Origin of the sequence: Candidatus Pelagibacter communis (genome assembly GCF_001179945.1) — a bacterium.
Taxonomy (GTDB): Bacteria; Pseudomonadota; Alphaproteobacteria; order Pelagibacterales; family Pelagibacteraceae; genus Pelagilacustribacter; species Pelagilacustribacter ubique_A.
Window position 1 is genome coordinate 1 of record NZ_CVSG01000055.1, and the last position, 16,134, is coordinate 16,134.

The following is a 16,134-nucleotide window of genomic DNA, read 5'->3' on the forward strand; positions in this document are numbered from 1 at the left end:
AGTTTACCATGATATTGGAAGAATTAAAAAGAGTTTTAAAAATAAAAAAAAACCAATTGTAATTGTGACAGGATGTGTAGCTCAAGCAGAGGGAGATATTCTTTTAGAAAGAGAAAAATATATCGATGCTGTCATTGGACCTCAATCTTTTCATAACTTTAATCAAATAATTAAAAACGTAGAGAAAAAAACCTTACAGGAAAACTCTACAGGTTTTGATGTTAAAGAAAAATTTGATACTTTAAATAACTATAAAAATTCTGACAGTAGTGTGTCATCCTTTTTAACAATTCAAGAGGGTTGCGATAAGTTTTGTAAGTTTTGTGTTGTTCCGTACACTAGAGGCGCAGAATATTCTAGACCTATTGATGAACTTATCAAAGAGGGTAAAAATTTAGCTAAAAACGGTGCAAAAGAAATTACTTTATTAGGTCAAAATGTTAATGCTTATAATTATAATCAAAAAAAACTTTCAACTCTTATTTCGAAAATGTCTGAGATAAAAGATATAAGAAGGATCAGATATTCTACATCGCACCCTAAAGACTTCACAGAAGATCTAATAAAAGCACATAGAAGTAATAATAAAAAGCTGATGCCATTAATTCACTTACCCGTTCAGAGTGGATCGAATAATATACTACAAGAAATGAACAGGAAACATACTGTACAAGATTATTTAGAAATAATCGATAAACTTAAAGCGGTAAATCCTAAAGTAAAGTTTTCTAGTGATTTTATTATTGGATATCCAGGGGAAACTGAAAATGATTTTAATGATACATTAAATTTACTAAACAAAATTGAATTTATAAATTGTTTTTCCTTTATATTTAGTCCTAGACCTGGAACTCCAGCATCTAACTTGACCGAAGTTGATTACAATGTATCAAAAAAAAGACTAATTATTTTTCAAAATGCCGCAGAAAAGATAAAATTAAAATATAAAAGAAGTCTTTTTAATAAAAGAGCTTTGGTATTATTCGAGAATAAACTAAAAAATAAAGATGGGTTTTTTGGTAGAGACGAATATTTGAATTCAGTAATTGTGAAAACGAAACAAAATTTAAGAGGAAAATTACAAGAAGTTAAAATCACAGGCGGTAATCAAAACACTTTATATGGTGAATTAGATCAAAAACTTAATGAAAGTAACTTTGCTGCATAACAATGTCTGAGATAAGTAAATTAGATCAAAATTTAGTAATTAAAAAAATAGATAACGAAACACTTAATCTACAAATAAATGATAATGAAATGCTAATGTCTCTTGTTGGACAATTTGATTTAAACTTAAAAGAACTTGCTAAACTTACCGAAACAAATGTATTTTTTAGAGGTAACTCAATAACGTGCAAAGGTAAAAACGAAAATATAAATGTTTTTTGTGAGGCAATTAAATTTCTTGCAGATAAATATTTTTTAACAAAAATTATCGAAAAGGAGGATATAATATTATCTGTGAAAAAAAATATTGAATTAGAAAAGTCTAATGTAAAATCATTTAAACAGTTGATTAAAACTCCAAGAAAATCTGTAATCGCAAGATCTGAAAAGCAATCGGATTACATCAAAGCTCTTAAAGAAAATGAAATTATTATGTCTTTAGGTCCTGCAGGAACAGGAAAAAGTTTCTTGGCTGTCTCAGTAGGTGTTTCAATGTTAATGGAAAAGAAAATTGAAAGAGTTATCTTGTCTCGACCTGCTGTAGAAGCTGGAGAGAAATTAGGTTTTTTACCTGGTGATATGAAGGAAAAAGTCGATCCTTACTTAAGGCCTTTATATGACGCTTTGTATGAACTTTTTGGAGCAGAAAAAATTGATAAAAAAATTGAAACAGGTGAAATTGAAATTGCACCCTTGGCATTTATGAGAGGGAGGACTTTGAAAAATTGTTTTGCAATATTGGATGAAGCTCAAAATGCAACAGAGACACAGATAAAAATGTTTTTAACCAGGATTGGCGAAAACTCAAAGCTAGTTGTAAATGGTGACCCTTCACAAATAGATTTAATAAACAAATCATCTTCAGGACTAATTAAATCCAAAAATATTCTTAAAGATTTGAAAGAAATAAAGATAATTGAATTCGATCACAATGATGTGGTGAGACATCCATTAGTGTCTAAGATTATTAGAGCATATCAGAAAAAAAGTATTGATGATAAAAATTAATACAATTTCCAATAATGAGACTTGGAAGAGGTATTTAAAAAATCCAAACATATTTATTGAAAATAAAATTCACAAGTTAAATAAAAATTTCAAAAAGTATAAAAAGATTAAAATATATTGCACGCTAGTCTTGACAGGTAACAATGAAATAAGAAAATTAAATAATAAATTTAGAAAAAAAAATAAAACTACTGATGTTTTATCTTTCCCTTTTTACACAAAAGATGAATTTAAAAAAAAAATTAAGAATGATAGAGAAATTTACTTGGGAGACATTGTAGTGAACTTAAACAAGATTAAGAATAAAAATGACAAAAATAATTTTATAGCAGAATTTAATAAACTTTGGATACATGGACTATTACATTTATTTGGATATGATCATAAAAAAGATTTAGATTTTCTAAAAATGACAAAAATAGAAAAAAAATTTATTTCATATTTAAATTAATTAATGGAAAGTTACCTTAATAATCGTTTTTATACATTATTTCTTTTCCCATTTGTTCTTGGAGCGGTTACAGTGTTTTCATTTCAGCCTTTTAATTTTAGCTTAATAAATTTTATAGTTCTCCCGATTTATTTTTACTTAGCTGTTTACATTAAAAAAAAATCAAAAAGTACTTACAGAAAAAAACCTTTTAGGAAAAATCTATTCATTTATGGAACAACTTTTGGCTTCGGGTATTTCATAAGTGGAATACATTGGATTACGCATTCTTTAACATTTGATGAAAGTTTTAAGATTTTAATTCCATTTGGATTAATATTCATTCCTTTATTTTTAAGCTTATTTTTTTCAATAATTACGTTACTCATTGGACCATTTTTGAAATTGAATTTTTTATCAATATTAATTTTTTCTGGAGGCCTAGCTTTTTCTGACTATCTTAGAGCAAAAATTCTAACGGGTTTTCCTTGGAATGTATGGATTTATAGTTTTTCATGGTCACCAGAGATAATTCAAATTTTAGATAAATTAGGTTTATTTGCTTTAAATCTAATTATTTTAACAATCTTTATGATTCCATCTGTATTATTTTTCAGGATTAGCCTAAGAAAGAAATTCCTTTATCTAAGTATTGCAGCTTTAATTATTTTTTCTTTTTTTATTTATGGCAACCATTCAATTAATAAAAATAATTTCTACTTAGAAAATATTGATAACAAATTTAATATAAAGGTCATCTCCCCCAACTTTAAACTAGAATACGGATTAAACGATAAAAAAATTGAGGAAAGATTGAATAGATTGATTAAAATTAGTGGATCAAGTAATGATCCCAAAACTTTATACATTTGGCCAGAAGGCGTTTTTAGTGGATACAGTTTTAACGAATTAAAACCGTTGAAAAAAATTATTTTTAAAAATTTCAAAAATGACCATTTAATTCTCTTTGGTGTTAATAGGTTTAATGTGCAAAAGAATGGATATTACAATAGTTTAGTAATTATCAATAATAGGATGGAAATAATAAAAGAGTATAACAAACAAAAACTAGTTCCTTTTGGGGAATTTTTACCGTTTCAGAACATATTGAATAATTTTGGATTAAAAAAGATAACCGAAGGTCATGGTTCTTTTTTAAAAGGAGAAAATCAAAAAAATTTGATATATGATAACCTAAATATTTTACCACTTATTTGTTACGAAATTATTTTTACAAAATTTGTTCAAAAGTCAGAATTAAACACCAATTTAATAGTAAATATTTCAGAAGATGGATGGTTTGGCGACTCAATTGGTCCATATCAGCATTTTGCAAAAACAATATTTAGAGCGATTGAGCAAAACTCCTTTTTGATAAGGTCAGCAAACAAAGGCATAACTGCTATTGTTGATAATAAAGGTAATGTTATAAAGAAATTAAACCCAAACGAAGCTGGAAATATTGAGTTAGAAGTCCCGCTAATTAAAAATGAGAAAAAAAATAAAAATGATTTGATATTTTTTGCTCTTTTAATTACATATATTTTAACTTTTCTAATATTGAAAAAAAATGACTACTAATAATTACTTATTTACAAGCGAGTCAGTTTCTGAGGGTCATCCAGACAAAGTAAGTGATAGAATTTCAGATATGGTTGTCGACACTTATCTCTCTATGGATCCAGTTTCACGAGTAGCTTGTGAAACTTTAACAACAACAAATAGAGTTGTGCTTGCTGGTGAGATTAGAGGGCCAAAAATAAATAATGAGGAACTCGAAAACAAAGTTAGAGATTGTATAAAAGATATAGGTTATGACCAAGAAGGCTTTAGTTGGAAAAATGCAAAAATTGAAAATCATCTACATGATCAGTCTAGTGATATTGCAATGGGAGTAGACTCAAAAGATAATAAAGACGAAGGAGCTGGTGACCAAGGACTAATGTTTGGTTACGCTTGTGATGAAACCGAGGATTTAATGCCAGCACCAATTCACTATTCACATAAAATATTAAGATTAATGGCTGAAGATAGGAAGAAAGGTAACTTAAAAGGAATTGAGCCCGACAATAAAAGTCAAGTAACGATGCTATACGAAAAAAATAAGCCAGTTAAAGTTACTTCAGTCGTTATTTCAACTCAGCATTCAAAAGATTTAAATCAGGAAAAAGTCAAAGAGTTAATAATTCCTTATATAAAAAAATCTATACCATCTAATTTTCTAGAAGGTTTAAAAACTAACGAAATATACATAAATCCTACAGGACAATTTATTATAGGTGGTCCAGATGGTGATACAGGGCTAACAGGTAGAAAAATAATTGTAGATACTTATGGAGGTTCAGCTCCTCATGGCGGAGGGGCCTTTTCAGGAAAAGATCCAACCAAAGTAGACAGATCAGCAGCATATGCAGCTAGATACTTAGCAAAAAATATAGTTTCATCTGGAGCTTCAAATAAATGTTTGATCCAAATAGCATACGCTATCGGTGTATCCAAACCGCTTTCTATTTTTGTAAAACTGGCCGAGGAAGACGAAGCAAAAGTGAAAAAGATTATGGAAATAATAAATAAGAACTTTGACTTGTCGCCAAGAGGTATCAGGGAAATGTTGAAATTAAATAATCCTATTTATCAAATCACATCTGCATATGGTCACTTTGGAAGAAAACCCACAAATAAAGGCGAGTTTACCTGGGAAAAAACAGATAAATCAAATTTATTCAAACTGTAATCTTGAAAAAAACCTAATTTTCTTCTAAAACTAGGAAAATTATTAATATTTCAAAATGGGCTTTAGCCCATTTTTTTTTAGGAGCATTAAAATGTTAAATAGAGGGCTAGATAAATTAGAACTTTTAAGGATTGTAGAGGCTGTTGCAAATGAAAAATCAATTGATAAAGAATTGGTAATAGACTCTATGGAAAGCGCTATTAAAAGAGCTGCGCTTACTAAATTTGGAAATGATAATAATATTGAAGTAAGCATCGACAGAGAAAGTGGTGATATAAAAATTCAAAAAGTCCTGGAAGTTGTGGAAACGGTTGAAGATAATGCAAGAGAAATCTCTTTAGAAGACGCTAAAAAGATAAACAAAAAAAAAGAATTAAAGGTTGGAGAAAAAATCTATGAAGAATTGCCTCAAATTGATTTTGGACGAATAGCCGCTCAAAGTGCCAAACAAGTTATTAGTAGCAGAGTAAGAGAGGCAGAGAAAAACAGACAATATGAAGATTTCATAGATAAACAAGGATTGATATTAAGCGGCATTATAAAAAGATTAGAATATGGAAATGTTATAATTGATCTTGGTAAAGCAGAAGGTGTAATTAAGAAAGATGAATTAATACCAAGAGAGATACTCAAAACTGGTGACAGAGTAAAGGCTTATTGTTACGAGGTAAAAAAAGAATTAAAAGGTCATCAAATTTTTTTATCAAGAGCTCACCCACAATTTTTAGCAAAACTATTTTTTCAGGAGGTTCCAGAAATTTATGAGGGAACTATTGAAATTAAATCCGTTGCTAGAGACCCTGGAAGTAGAGCAAAAATATGTGTTCATTCAAAGGACTCATCAATTGATCCAGTAGGGGCTTGTGTTGGGATGAGAGGTAGCAGAGTTCAGACTATAGTAAATGAACTACATGGTGAAAAAATAGACATTATAAAATGGACAGAAGATTTGCCGACATTAATTTCAGAGTCACTTTCTCCCGCAGAAATACAGCGTGTATTGATTGATCAAGAAAATAAGAGGATTGACATAATTTTGACTGAGGAAAATTTAAGCAAAGCTATAGGAAGAAGAGGACAAAACGTTAGATTAGCTTCAAAATTAACAAATTTTGAAATTGATATACTTACAGACAAAGAAGACTCTGAAAGACGCCAAGCAGAATTTAAAGATAGAACTGAAACTTTGATAAAAAATTTAGAGGTAGATGAAACATTAGGCCAGCTACTTGTTTCTGAAGGATTTATTTCTATTGAGGAAATAGCTCAATCAAAACCAGATGATATTTCTAAAATAGAAGCAATAGATGATGAAACTGCTGAAGAGTTAATAAACAGATCTAAAGAAACAATTATAAAAGAAAAAGAAGCTGTTTCACTAAAATTAAAAGAATTGGGTGTTGAAGAAAAACTTATAAATTTAAAAGGGATGACTCAGGGAATGTTAGTAATATTAGGTCAAAAAAATATAAAAAGATTAAGTGATTTCGCAGACCTTTCATCCGATGAGTTGATCGGAGGTTATGATGAAATTAAAGGAAAAAAAATAAGAATTGATGGCTATCTGGAAGAATTTTCTTTGTCTAGAAAAGAAGCTGATGAATTAATTATGTCAGCTAGGGAGATAGCTTACAAGTAATGTTATGGAAAAAGATAAAAAAAAAACACTCACTATTTCATCTAATTTAAAAAAAAAAATTGATACAAGTTCAATATCTTCATCTGGTAAAAAATCATTTTTTGTAGAAAAGAAAAAACCTTTTAAAACAGTCAAAGTAAATAGATCGAATAATCAAAACACTAATTTAAACCCTCAGAATAAAAAGAAAAATTTCGCTAGAAAATTTATTGAACAACAAGCAACAAAAGATTTTATCAAAAAAGACAATAAACCTGCTGGAAAAAGTAAACTAAAATTGAAGGGGCCGGTAGACAAAAGAGACTTTAAACTGACTGTTTCAAGAGCTTTAAATGTTGAGGAAATTGAAATAAAACAAAGAAGTTTAGCATCTGTCAAAAGAGCTAGATTGAAAGAGAAAAAAAATAAGCCTGAGGGAGAAGAAAAAAAAGAATTTAAAAAGGTTGTTAAAGAAGTAAAGATCCCAGAACAAATAACTATTCAAGAATTATCAAACCGAATGGCTGAGAAATCTAGTGAAATTTTAAAATTTCTTTTTAATATGAAAGTTGTGGCAACAATAAATCATAATATAGATAAAGATACTGCGGAATACATCGTAAAAGAATTTGGTCATAAACCAATTTTAGAGGACAAAACATTAGCTAAAACTGGAAAACAAAAAGAAAATATTTCAGGTGACGTAAAAAATAGACCCCCAGTTGTAACAATCATGGGCCACGTTGATCACGGTAAAACTTCACTATTAGACTCTTTACGCCAAAGTAATGTTGTTTCTGGAGAACATGGTGGGATTACTCAACATATCGGAGCTTACCAAGTGAAAACAAATGATGATAAGTTAATTACTTTTATTGATACGCCTGGTCATGCTGCATTTACTGAAATGAGAGCCAGAGGTTCAAAAATAACTGATATTGTAGTTTTAGTTGTAGCAGCTGATGACGGTATAAAACCACAAACTGTTGAAGCTATAAAACATGCTAAGGCTGCAAAAGTTCCAATCATAGTTGCAATTAACAAGTGTGATTTACCTGAAAAAAATATAAGTAAAATTAAAAATGAAATGATGCAATTTGAGTTAATAGCTGAAGAATTAAGTGGTGATACTCTTTTCGTAGAAGTGTCTGCGCTAAAAAAACAAAATTTGGATAAATTAAAAGAAAGCATTTTGCTTCAATCGGAAATACTTGACTTGAAAGCATCATACTCAGAAAAAGCGAGCGGTGTTGTAATAGAGTCAAAAATTGATAAAGGGAAAGGTCCAGTTTCAACTGTTTTAATTAGTAACGGTAAGTTAAAGAAAGGAGACTACTTTGTATGTGGTAATACATGGGGAAAAATAAGAGCAATGATTAATTACGAGGGAGCAATGATAGAAGAGGCTTTACCTTCGATGCCAGTTGAAATTTTAGGGATGAACAGTTCGGCATATGCTGGTGCTGAATTCTTAGTTACCCCAAATGAAGAAGCAGCAAAAGAAATTTCAAAAATTAAACAAGATGATAATTCTAAGAATAAACTTATAGCAAAAGACAAAACAACTCTTTTCGATAATATTAAAAGTAAAAATGAACTTAATATTATAATTAAGTCCGACGTCCAAGGCTCTAGTGAAGCCTTAAAAATGGCAATTGATAATATTAAACATGATGAAGTTGAGGCAAATATTATTTTATCGGATATTGGAATGATTAACGAGACAGATATTTCATTAGCAAAAGCCTCTAATGCCATCTTAGTTGGATTTAATGTTAAACCTAATAGAGAAGCAAAAAAATTAGCAGATAAAGAAAAGATAGAAATTAAATTTTTCAACATTATTTATGAGGCATTAGAATATATTGAAAAGTCTTTATCAGGTCTTCTAACTCCAGATATTAAAGAAACAGTGTTAGGCAGCGCGGAGATTCAAAAGGTTTTTAAAGTTTCAAGTGCCGGAAAGATAGCTGGCTCAAAAGTGATCAGCGGAGAAATTAAGAGTAAATCAAAAGCAAGAATAATTCGAGACGGTACGGTAGTATTCAGTGGTGAAATTTTAACTTTATTTAGAGAAAAAAATCAGGTTAAAGAAGTAGGAACTGGCTTAGAGTGTGGTATCAGTATAAAGGACTTTATTGATTTTAGAGAAAAAGATGTAATAGAATCCTACTTGTCTGAAAAAGTACAAAGGTCAATTTGATGGTTAATCAAACTTCTCAAAGGTCATTTAGTCAAAGACAACTAAGAGTGGGCGAGCTTGTAAAGCAAAACCTAGGTCAGTTATTTCTTAGAAATGAAGCTAAAATACCTTTAATCAATACTAAATTAATTACAGTAACAGAGGTCAGGATGACTCCAGACCTCAAAACAGCAAGAGTTTACGTAATTCCCTTAGGAGGAATAGACACGAAAGAGATTGTAAAAATCTTGACGGAATACTCGCATCTTGTTAGAAAAGCGCTATCTAAGAGGCTAGATATAAAGTTTCTTCCTAAGCTCACTTTTGTAGAAGATAACTCATTTGAATACGCTGAAAAGATCGAGAGAATAATTAAAGAGAATAAATATAATGATAAAGAAAAAAAAAGATATAATTAAATCATTAGCTACACACAAGAATGACGTCGGATCCACAGAAATTCAAATAGGATTGCTTACAGATAAGATCGCGAAACTTTCAGAACATTTTAAAAAATTCAAAAAGGATAAGCATTCTACTGTTGGCTTAACGAAATCAGTAAATAAAAGAAAAAAGCTTTTAGCATATTTAAAAAGGAAAAATACTGAGTCATACCAAAATGTTATAAAGCAACTTAACTTGAGGAAATAATGTTTAAAATACAGAAAGAAGAACTAGAGGTTAATGGTAAAAAATTAACTTTAGAGACTGGAAAAGTTGCACGTCAAGCGGATGGAGCGGTCATCGCAACTTTAGGTGAAACAGTAGTGATAGCAACAGCGGTTGGTGCTAAAAAAGTTGCAGAAGGCCAAGATTATTTTCCATTATCAGTAAACTATCAAGAAAAATACTATGCAGCGGGTAAAATACCAGGAGGGTATTTTAAAAGAGAGGCAAGGCCCACTGAAGCAGAAACTTTAATTTCAAGATTAATAGATAGACCGATAAGACCTTTGTTTCCATCTGGTTTTATGAATGAGGTGCAAGTGTTGCCCACAGTCTTATCTTACGACAATGAAAATCAGCCAGACATTTTATCAATTGTTGCATCTTCAGCTGCCTTGTCTATATCGGGTTTGCCATTTATGGGTCCCATAGCTGCGAGCAGAGTTGGATATAAAGATGGAAAGTTTTTGTTAAATCCATCAGTGGAACAACTCAGAGACTCCCAATTAGATTTAGTTGTTGCTGGAACTAAAAATGCAGTTTTAATGGTTGAATCTGAAACATCTGGTTTATCTGAAAAGGTAATGTTAGATGCAGTAAAATTTGGACATGAAAAATTTGTACCAATAATCGAAGCAATTGAAAAATTAGCAAAGAAAGTTGGAAAATCGAAGTGGGAGATTGAAGAAATAGATCATTCAGAAATTAAAAAGAAAATTTCAGTAAAATTTGAAAGCAATTTAAGAAGTGCTTTTAAAGAAATAGATAAGAAAAAAAGATCAACAGCTATTTCTGAAATAGAGAGCCAATGTAAAGAAATGTTTGTTGAAGATGAAAATATCACGGAAAATCAGGTAATGGGTCAGCTTAAATCTTTAGAAAAAGACATTGTAAGAACGGCAATTTTGAAAGAAAAGAAAAGAATAGATGGAAGAGGTTTAGCAGACGTAAGACAAATAAAATGTGAGGTCGGTGTTTTGCCAAGAACTCACGGGTCTGCCCTTTTTACTCGAGGAGAAACGCAAGCTCTAGTAGTAACCACGCTTGGAATGGCAGATGACGAACAAAGATTAGAAAGCCTTGAAGGCATGCAAAGATCAAATTTCATGCTGCACTATAATTTTCCACCATTTTCTGTTGGTGAATGTGGTAGGATTGGCACTGGCAGAAGAGAGATTGGGCACGGTAAACTGGCTTGGAGAGCAATAAATTCATCTTTACCATCTAAGGAAAATTTTCCATATACTCTTAGAGTAGTTTCAGAAATAACAGAGTCCAATGGATCCTCTTCTATGGCCACAGTTTGTGGTACTTCATTATCTTTAATGGATGCAGGCGTCCCAATAAAAGAACCAGTTGCTGGAATTGCCATGGGACTAATTAAGGAAGGCGAAGATTTTTCAGTACTTTCTGACATTTTAGGAGATGAAGATCATCTTGGTGATATGGATTTTAAAGTGGCCGGAACAAAAAATGGTATTACCTCACTTCAAATGGATATTAAAATTACAGGCATAACTTTTGAAATAATGGAAAAAGCTTTAGATCAAGCTAAAAAAGGAAGAGAACATATTTTAAGCGAGATGAATAAAGCTTTAAAAACTTCTAGAAAAGAGTTTTCAAAACACACCCCAAAAATGGAGACAATTAAAGTTGACAAGAAAGACATAGCCACAGTGATAGGCAAAGGCGGAGCTACAATTAGAGAGATTGTAGAGACCTCAGGAGCCAAAGTTGACGTTAAAGACACAGGCGAAGTGACAGTTGCTGCACCAGATGAAGCTTCAAGGAACAAAGCTATTGATTTCATCAAAAATTTAATTGCCAAACCAGAAATGGGTAAAATTTATAAGGGCAAAGTAGTGAAAATAATGGAATTTGGTGCTTTCGTTAACTTTTTAGGAAAACAAGATGGACTTGTACATATATCTGAACTTGCTGACAAACGTGTTGCAAAAGTTGGTGATGTTGTGAAAGAAGGAGATGAAGTTACTGTTAAAGTTGTTGGATTTGATAGAGGCAAAGTCAAACTATCAATGAAACAAGCGTCGGTATAATTTAAATAAAACCAATATCACTATCTATATATTGTATATTATCAAATTCATTAATTAAACGGTCAATAGAAGAGTCTTCTGAGTAGAAAGCAAAGTTAAGTTTTCTATTCCACGGAGTGTTAATATTAAATAATTTATTATTTTCTGAAATAAAACTTATAAAATTTATCTTATTTTTTTTAGCAAAGTTTAAAAAAAGGTTTGATAAATTTTTCTTTATTGGTTTTGAAACATAAATAATATTTAAAATTTTAAATCTATCTTTAATTTTAACCTCAGTAATAATATCTGTTCCTTTATAGCTGAAAATAAAAATATTCTTCTTTTCAGGATAATCCAACACACGCCATTTAAACCAGTTTTCATTTCTCACAATGCCTGATGATTTTTCTGATAATAATTTTTCACTCTCGTTTGCTATTCTAGAAATAGTTTGATTGTTTATATCTTCAAGTTTCAAATCTCCTAAATTATTAATATTTATCTCTGAAATCTTAGATCTTTTGAAAATTTGAACAAAATTAAGCAAGTTTGAAATTTTTATTTTTTTTAAAAATTTATTATTATAAGACCAACCCATTTTTTCAAAAATTTTTAAAGAAAGATCATTGCATAGTGTTATTTGAATTGGACAAATTTTCATCCATTCTTTCGTCAATAATTTTCCATATCCTAAAGATCTATATTTTTCTTTTACATAAAAATCTGTAAACCAGATACCAGTTTCTATTCTATCTTTGATTTTTAAATCATTTGCTATAAGACCTGCATGTCCACAAATCTCCTCATCAACTTCTAAAACGAGAGGTTCAAAACTTTTAAATCCAGGCCTATATCGCCAACTTAAAATATCTAGATTATTGTTTTTATAATTGAAAGACTCTTGGTAAAATTTAAATAATTTATTTTTGTCTATTTCAGATACTTTTTTTATATGAAATTTGCTCACTGTAAGATAAAATATAAATAATTATGTTTAATTCAATAAATAAAATTTTTTCTAAATATACCAGATTACTTATCCGAATGGACGATATATGCGAAAATATGAATTGGACATTAATGAATAAGTGTGAGCTACTATTTGATAAGTATAAAATTAAACCATTACTTGGTGTCATTCCAGCGAATAAAGATCCTGAACTATTAACTTATCCAAAAGAAGAATTATTTTGGGATAAAGTCACAAATTGGAAAAATAAGGGTTGGGAAATTACAATGCACGGATGCAATCATCTTTACACTCAAAAATCTGATAAAAATGATGTTTTCAATTATGGCGGTGACTCTGAATTTTATGGATTAGAATTTTCAAAACAATTGAGTAAAATTGAGTTAGGTTTATCTGAGTTTCAAAAAAGGCAAATAAAGATAAGAAGTTTTTTTGCTCCTAATCATATTTACGATCAAAATACGTTAGAGGCCTTAAAGAAAAAAGATATTAAAATAATTATAGACGGATATGGATTATTTCCTTTTTACAAAGATGATTTGCTTTTTATTCCTCAACTCTTTTACAGAGAAATATTTTTACCATTTGGCATTCAGTCTACTCAACTACATATTAATTATTGGGATGATAAAGACTTTGAAAGATTTAAAAATTTTATCATTAAACATCATAACAAAATAGTTGATTTGGATTATATAATAAATATTACAGACCCTAATCCTATTAAGAAAATAACAAATTTTATAGTTGAAAAATCTCTGAAAACAGTAAGATTGTTTAAGTAATATTTTTAGGATCTGGCATCCCTACTTTATTATATCCAGCGTCCACATAATGAATTTCACCAGTTACTCCTGCCGCTAAATTACTAAGTAGGTATAAAGCAGAATTACCTACATCGTGAATATCTACATTTCTTTTTAAAAATGAATGATCCTCATTCCATTTATATAAAAATTTTGCATCTCCAATAGCAGAAGCAGCTAAAGTTTTAATAGGGCCTGCACTAATCGCATTTACTCTAATTTTTTTTTTACCTAGATCTCTAGCTAAATATTTTACACTTGCCTCTAAAGCAGATTTACAAACTCCCATAACATTGTAATTTGGTATTGCCTTAGTGGACTCGTAGGTAAGTGTTAGTAGACTTCCTCCCTCTCTCATAATCTTTGCAGCCTCTTTAGATACTTCAGTGAATGAAAAACAAGAGATTAGCATACTTTTAAGAAAATTTTCTCTCGTGGTATTTAAATATTCACCGGATAACTCTGATTTATCTGAAAAGGCGACTGCGTGTACTACAAAATCTATTTCCCCCCATTTTGACTTAACATCTTCGAAAAGTTTAACAACTTCTTCTTTTTTTTCTACGTTGCAGCTGAAAGTTACATTTGAATTTAGTTTTTCTGCCAAAGGTATAACTCTTTTCTTTAATGCATCGCCTAGATATGTGAAAGCTAATTTTGCACCTGCCTCTGCAAGTTTTTGAGATATTCCCCAAGCTATTGACCGTTCATTGGCAACGCCCATTATAAGACCTTTCTTTCCTTCCATTAAACTCATTGTTTTACCTTTTCAAAAACCAATGTAGCATTTGTTCCACCAAAACCAAAACTATTAGACATTACTGCGTTTAGGTTTACGTCTCTTTCAACTTTAGTGATAATTGGATATTTTTTTGCAACGTCATCCATGTCGTTTATATTAGCAGATGCTGCAATAAAATTATTTTTCATCATAATTAAACTATAAATAGCTTCATGAGCTGAAGTAGCTCCAAGAGAATGCCCAGCAAGAGATTTAGTAGAGCTTATTTTAGGTTTGTAGTTGTTAAATACCTCACCAACAGCTTTTAATTCAGTTATATCTCCAACAGGTGTTGATGTTCCGTGAGTATTTATGTAATCAATTTTATTTTTTGCAGTACTCAATGCCATTTTCATACATCGGACCGCTCCTTCTCCTGATGGAGCAACCATATCATAACCGTCTGACGTAGCACCATAGCCTGTTAATTCTCCATAAATTTTTGCACCTCTTGATTTTGCATGTTCATATTCCTCTAAAACTAAAACACCACCACCACCTGAGATAACGAAACCATCTCGAGTTTTATCATAAGGCCTAGATGCTTTTTCAGGGGTATCATTATATTTTGATGATAAGGCTGTCATCGCATCAAACATCGCAGTCATTGCAAAATGAACTTCATCACTGCCACCCGCAAAAATAATTTTTTGTTTTCCTAGTTGAATTAATTCCATAGCGTTACCAATACAATGCCCGCTGGTTGCACACGCTGAGCTAATTGTATAATTAACTCCTTTTATTTTAAAAGGCACAGCAAGAGTTGCTGAGGCTGTACTAGACATTGTTCTTGGAACTACAAAAGGCCCCATTCTTTTTGGACTTTTTTCTCTAGTCTTGTCTGCTGCTAATATGACGTTTTCTATTGAAGGACCTCCTGATCCCATTATCATTCCGGTTGTTACATTGCTTACATCTTTTTCCTCAAGCCCAGAGTCTTTTACAGCTTCATTCATTGAAACATAATTATAAGCAGAGCCTGGCCCCATAAATCTTATAAATTTTCTGTCCACATGATCCTCTAGTTTAATATTTGGTTTTCCGTGAACATGACTTTTCAAATTATATTCCTTGTATTCCTCAGAAAATGTAATCCCTGATTTGGAATTTAGTAATGACTTATAAACTTCATCTTGATTATTTCCTAAACAAGAAACTACGCCTATTCCGGTAACTACAACTCTTTTCATGACTTGAATAATCCTACTTTAAGGTTTTCTGCAGTGTAAATTATTTTACCATCTGCACTCAAAATACCATTAGCTAATCCAACAGCAGTGCCTTCTTTTTTTAAAATTCTTTTCATATTTATTTCGTAGGTTGCCATTTTAATATTTTTTAATACCTCACCTGTGAATTTTACAGAATTTACTCCTAAAGCTCTACCTTTTCCTGGCTCACCTATCCAGCCTAAATAAAATCCAACTAACTGCCACATAGCGTCTAATCCAAGACAACCTGGCATAACTGGGTCTTTTTTAAAATGACAATCAAAAAACCATAGGTTGTCTTTAATATCAAGCTCCGCTTTAATAAAACCTTTTTTAAATTCACCTGTATCTTTTCTTATTTCTGTAATTCTATCAAACATCAACATTGGAGGTAATGGTAACTTAGCATTTCCCTCACCAAATAGTTTTCCTTCTCCACACGAAATTAACTCATCGTAATTGTAATTGTTTTTTTGCATGATTTAGAATTGTTTTACTTGATTTAGCAAAAGTTTCATATAT

At 30.5% G+C, this 16,134-nt stretch carries 15 protein-coding genes; 11 read left to right on the top strand and 4 right to left on the bottom strand.

What is annotated here, in order from left to right:
* The 10 genes from miaB to pnp all read left to right on the top strand — a co-directional run.
* A partial coding sequence (miaB, locus tag AMN78_RS01225; protein WP_075533792.1) for a tRNA (N6-isopentenyl adenosine(37)-C2)-methylthiotransferase MiaB occupies window positions 1-1,168 on the top strand: 1,168 nt, incomplete at its 5' end.
* A 2-nt stretch (window positions 1,169-1,170) separates the two neighbouring features.
* Window positions 1,171-2,175 (top strand): PhoH family protein, encoded by a 1,005-nt coding sequence (locus AMN78_RS01230; protein WP_075533793.1) that lies wholly within the window; start codon window positions 1,171-1,173, stop codon window positions 2,173-2,175.
* Window positions 2,162-2,626 (top strand): rRNA maturation RNase YbeY, encoded by a 465-nt coding sequence (ybeY, locus tag AMN78_RS01235; RefSeq protein ID WP_075533794.1) that lies wholly within the window; start codon window positions 2,162-2,164, stop codon window positions 2,624-2,626. The genes AMN78_RS01230 and ybeY overlap by 14 nt, the downstream gene beginning before the upstream one ends.
* Before the next feature lie 3 nt (window positions 2,627-2,629).
* Complete coding sequence (gene lnt, locus AMN78_RS01240; RefSeq protein ID WP_075533795.1) at window positions 2,630-4,186, top strand: apolipoprotein N-acyltransferase; 1,557 nt, start codon at window positions 2,630-2,632, stop codon at window positions 4,184-4,186.
* Complete coding sequence (gene metK / locus AMN78_RS01245; RefSeq protein WP_075533796.1) at window positions 4,176-5,339, top strand: methionine adenosyltransferase; 1,164 nt, start codon at window positions 4,176-4,178, stop codon at window positions 5,337-5,339. The genes lnt and metK overlap by 11 nt, the downstream gene beginning before the upstream one ends.
* 91 nt (window positions 5,340-5,430) lie before the next feature.
* Window positions 5,431-6,978, top strand: a complete 1,548-nt coding sequence (gene nusA, locus AMN78_RS01250) for a transcription termination factor NusA (RefSeq protein WP_075533797.1) — start codon at window positions 5,431-5,433, stop codon at window positions 6,976-6,978.
* 4 nt (window positions 6,979-6,982) lie between these two features.
* Window positions 6,983-9,160 carry a translation initiation factor IF-2 gene (infB, locus tag AMN78_RS01255; protein ID WP_075533798.1) on the top strand — a complete coding sequence of 726 codons (2,178 nt, stop codon included), beginning with the start codon at window positions 6,983-6,985 and terminating at the stop codon, window positions 9,158-9,160.
* Window positions 9,160-9,558, top strand: a complete 399-nt coding sequence (gene rbfA / locus AMN78_RS01260; RefSeq protein WP_075533799.1) for a 30S ribosome-binding factor RbfA — start codon at window positions 9,160-9,162, stop codon at window positions 9,556-9,558. The genes infB and rbfA overlap by 1 nt, the downstream gene beginning before the upstream one ends.
* Complete coding sequence (gene rpsO, locus AMN78_RS01265; protein WP_075533800.1) at window positions 9,530-9,790, top strand: 30S ribosomal protein S15; 261 nt, start codon at window positions 9,530-9,532, stop codon at window positions 9,788-9,790. Before rbfA ends, rpsO begins: the two co-directional genes overlap by 29 nt.
* Window positions 9,790-11,862: a polyribonucleotide nucleotidyltransferase gene (pnp, locus tag AMN78_RS01270; RefSeq protein ID WP_075533801.1), complete on the top strand. Its 2,073-nt coding sequence runs from the start codon at window positions 9,790-9,792 to the stop codon at window positions 11,860-11,862. Before rpsO ends, pnp begins: the two co-directional genes overlap by 1 nt.
* A gap of 1 nt (window position 11,863) precedes the next feature.
* Here the strand turns inward: pnp and AMN78_RS01275 are convergent, their stop codons facing one another.
* Window positions 11,864-12,811 carry a GNAT family N-acetyltransferase gene (locus tag AMN78_RS01275; protein ID WP_075533802.1) on the bottom strand — a complete coding sequence of 316 codons (948 nt, stop codon included), beginning with the start codon at window positions 12,809-12,811 and terminating at the stop codon, window positions 11,864-11,866.
* Between the two features lie 23 nt (window positions 12,812-12,834).
* Between AMN78_RS01275 and AMN78_RS01280 the strand changes: the two genes are divergently transcribed.
* Entirely contained in the window at window positions 12,835-13,599 is a 765-nt protein-coding gene (locus tag AMN78_RS01280; protein WP_082254517.1) for a DUF2334 domain-containing protein, read from the top strand.
* Here AMN78_RS01280 and AMN78_RS01285 read toward each other — a convergent pair.
* From AMN78_RS01285 to fabA, 3 genes are read right to left on the bottom strand one after another with little or no spacing between them, the layout of a single operon-like run.
* Complete coding sequence (locus AMN78_RS01285; protein WP_075533804.1) at window positions 13,592-14,377, bottom strand: enoyl-ACP reductase FabI; 786 nt, start codon at window positions 14,375-14,377, stop codon at window positions 13,592-13,594. The genes AMN78_RS01280 and AMN78_RS01285 overlap by 8 nt on opposite strands.
* A complete protein-coding gene (gene fabB / locus AMN78_RS01290; RefSeq protein WP_075533805.1) occupies window positions 14,374-15,591 on the bottom strand; it encodes a beta-ketoacyl-ACP synthase I in 1,218 nt (405 codons plus the stop codon). The genes AMN78_RS01285 and fabB overlap by 4 nt, the downstream gene beginning before the upstream one ends.
* Entirely contained in the window at window positions 15,588-16,091 is a 504-nt protein-coding gene (gene fabA / locus AMN78_RS01295; protein ID WP_075533806.1) for a bifunctional 3-hydroxydecanoyl-ACP dehydratase/trans-2-decenoyl-ACP isomerase, read from the bottom strand. Before fabA ends, fabB begins: the two co-directional genes overlap by 4 nt.
* Window positions 16,092-16,134 lie beyond the last annotated feature (43 nt).

What these genes read in the sequence shown, in the direction of transcription:
- AMN78_RS01230 (WP_075533793.1), top strand. Translation starts at nt 1,171, where the DNA reads ATGTCTGAGATAAGTAAATTAGATCAAAATTTAGTAATTAAAAAAATA.
- ybeY (WP_075533794.1), top strand. Translation starts at nt 2,162, where the DNA reads ATGATAAAAATTAATACAATTTCCAATAATGAGACTTGGAAGAGGTAT.
- lnt (WP_075533795.1), top strand. Translation starts at nt 2,630, where the DNA reads ATGGAAAGTTACCTTAATAATCGTTTTTATACATTATTTCTTTTCCCA.
- metK (WP_075533796.1), top strand. Translation starts at nt 4,176, where the DNA reads ATGACTACTAATAATTACTTATTTACAAGCGAGTCAGTTTCTGAGGGT.
- nusA (WP_075533797.1), top strand. Translation starts at nt 5,431, where the DNA reads ATGTTAAATAGAGGGCTAGATAAATTAGAACTTTTAAGGATTGTAGAG.
- infB (WP_075533798.1), top strand. Translation starts at nt 6,983, where the DNA reads ATGGAAAAAGATAAAAAAAAAACACTCACTATTTCATCTAATTTAAAA.
- rbfA (WP_075533799.1), top strand. Translation starts at nt 9,160, where the DNA reads ATGGTTAATCAAACTTCTCAAAGGTCATTTAGTCAAAGACAACTAAGA.
- rpsO (WP_075533800.1), top strand. Translation starts at nt 9,530, where the DNA reads ATGATAAAGAAAAAAAAAGATATAATTAAATCATTAGCTACACACAAG.
- pnp (WP_075533801.1), top strand. Translation starts at nt 9,790, where the DNA reads ATGTTTAAAATACAGAAAGAAGAACTAGAGGTTAATGGTAAAAAATTA.
- AMN78_RS01280 (WP_082254517.1), top strand. Translation starts at nt 12,835, where the DNA reads ATGTTTAATTCAATAAATAAAATTTTTTCTAAATATACCAGATTACTT.
- AMN78_RS01285 (WP_075533804.1), bottom strand. Translation starts at nt 14,377, where the DNA reads ATGAGTTTAATGGAAGGAAAGAAAGGTCTTATAATGGGCGTTGCCAAT.
- fabB (WP_075533805.1), bottom strand. Translation starts at nt 15,591, where the DNA reads ATGAAAAGAGTTGTAGTTACCGGAATAGGCGTAGTTTCTTGTTTAGGA.
- fabA (WP_075533806.1), bottom strand. Translation starts at nt 16,091, where the DNA reads ATGCAAAAAAACAATTACAATTACGATGAGTTAATTTCGTGTGGAGAA.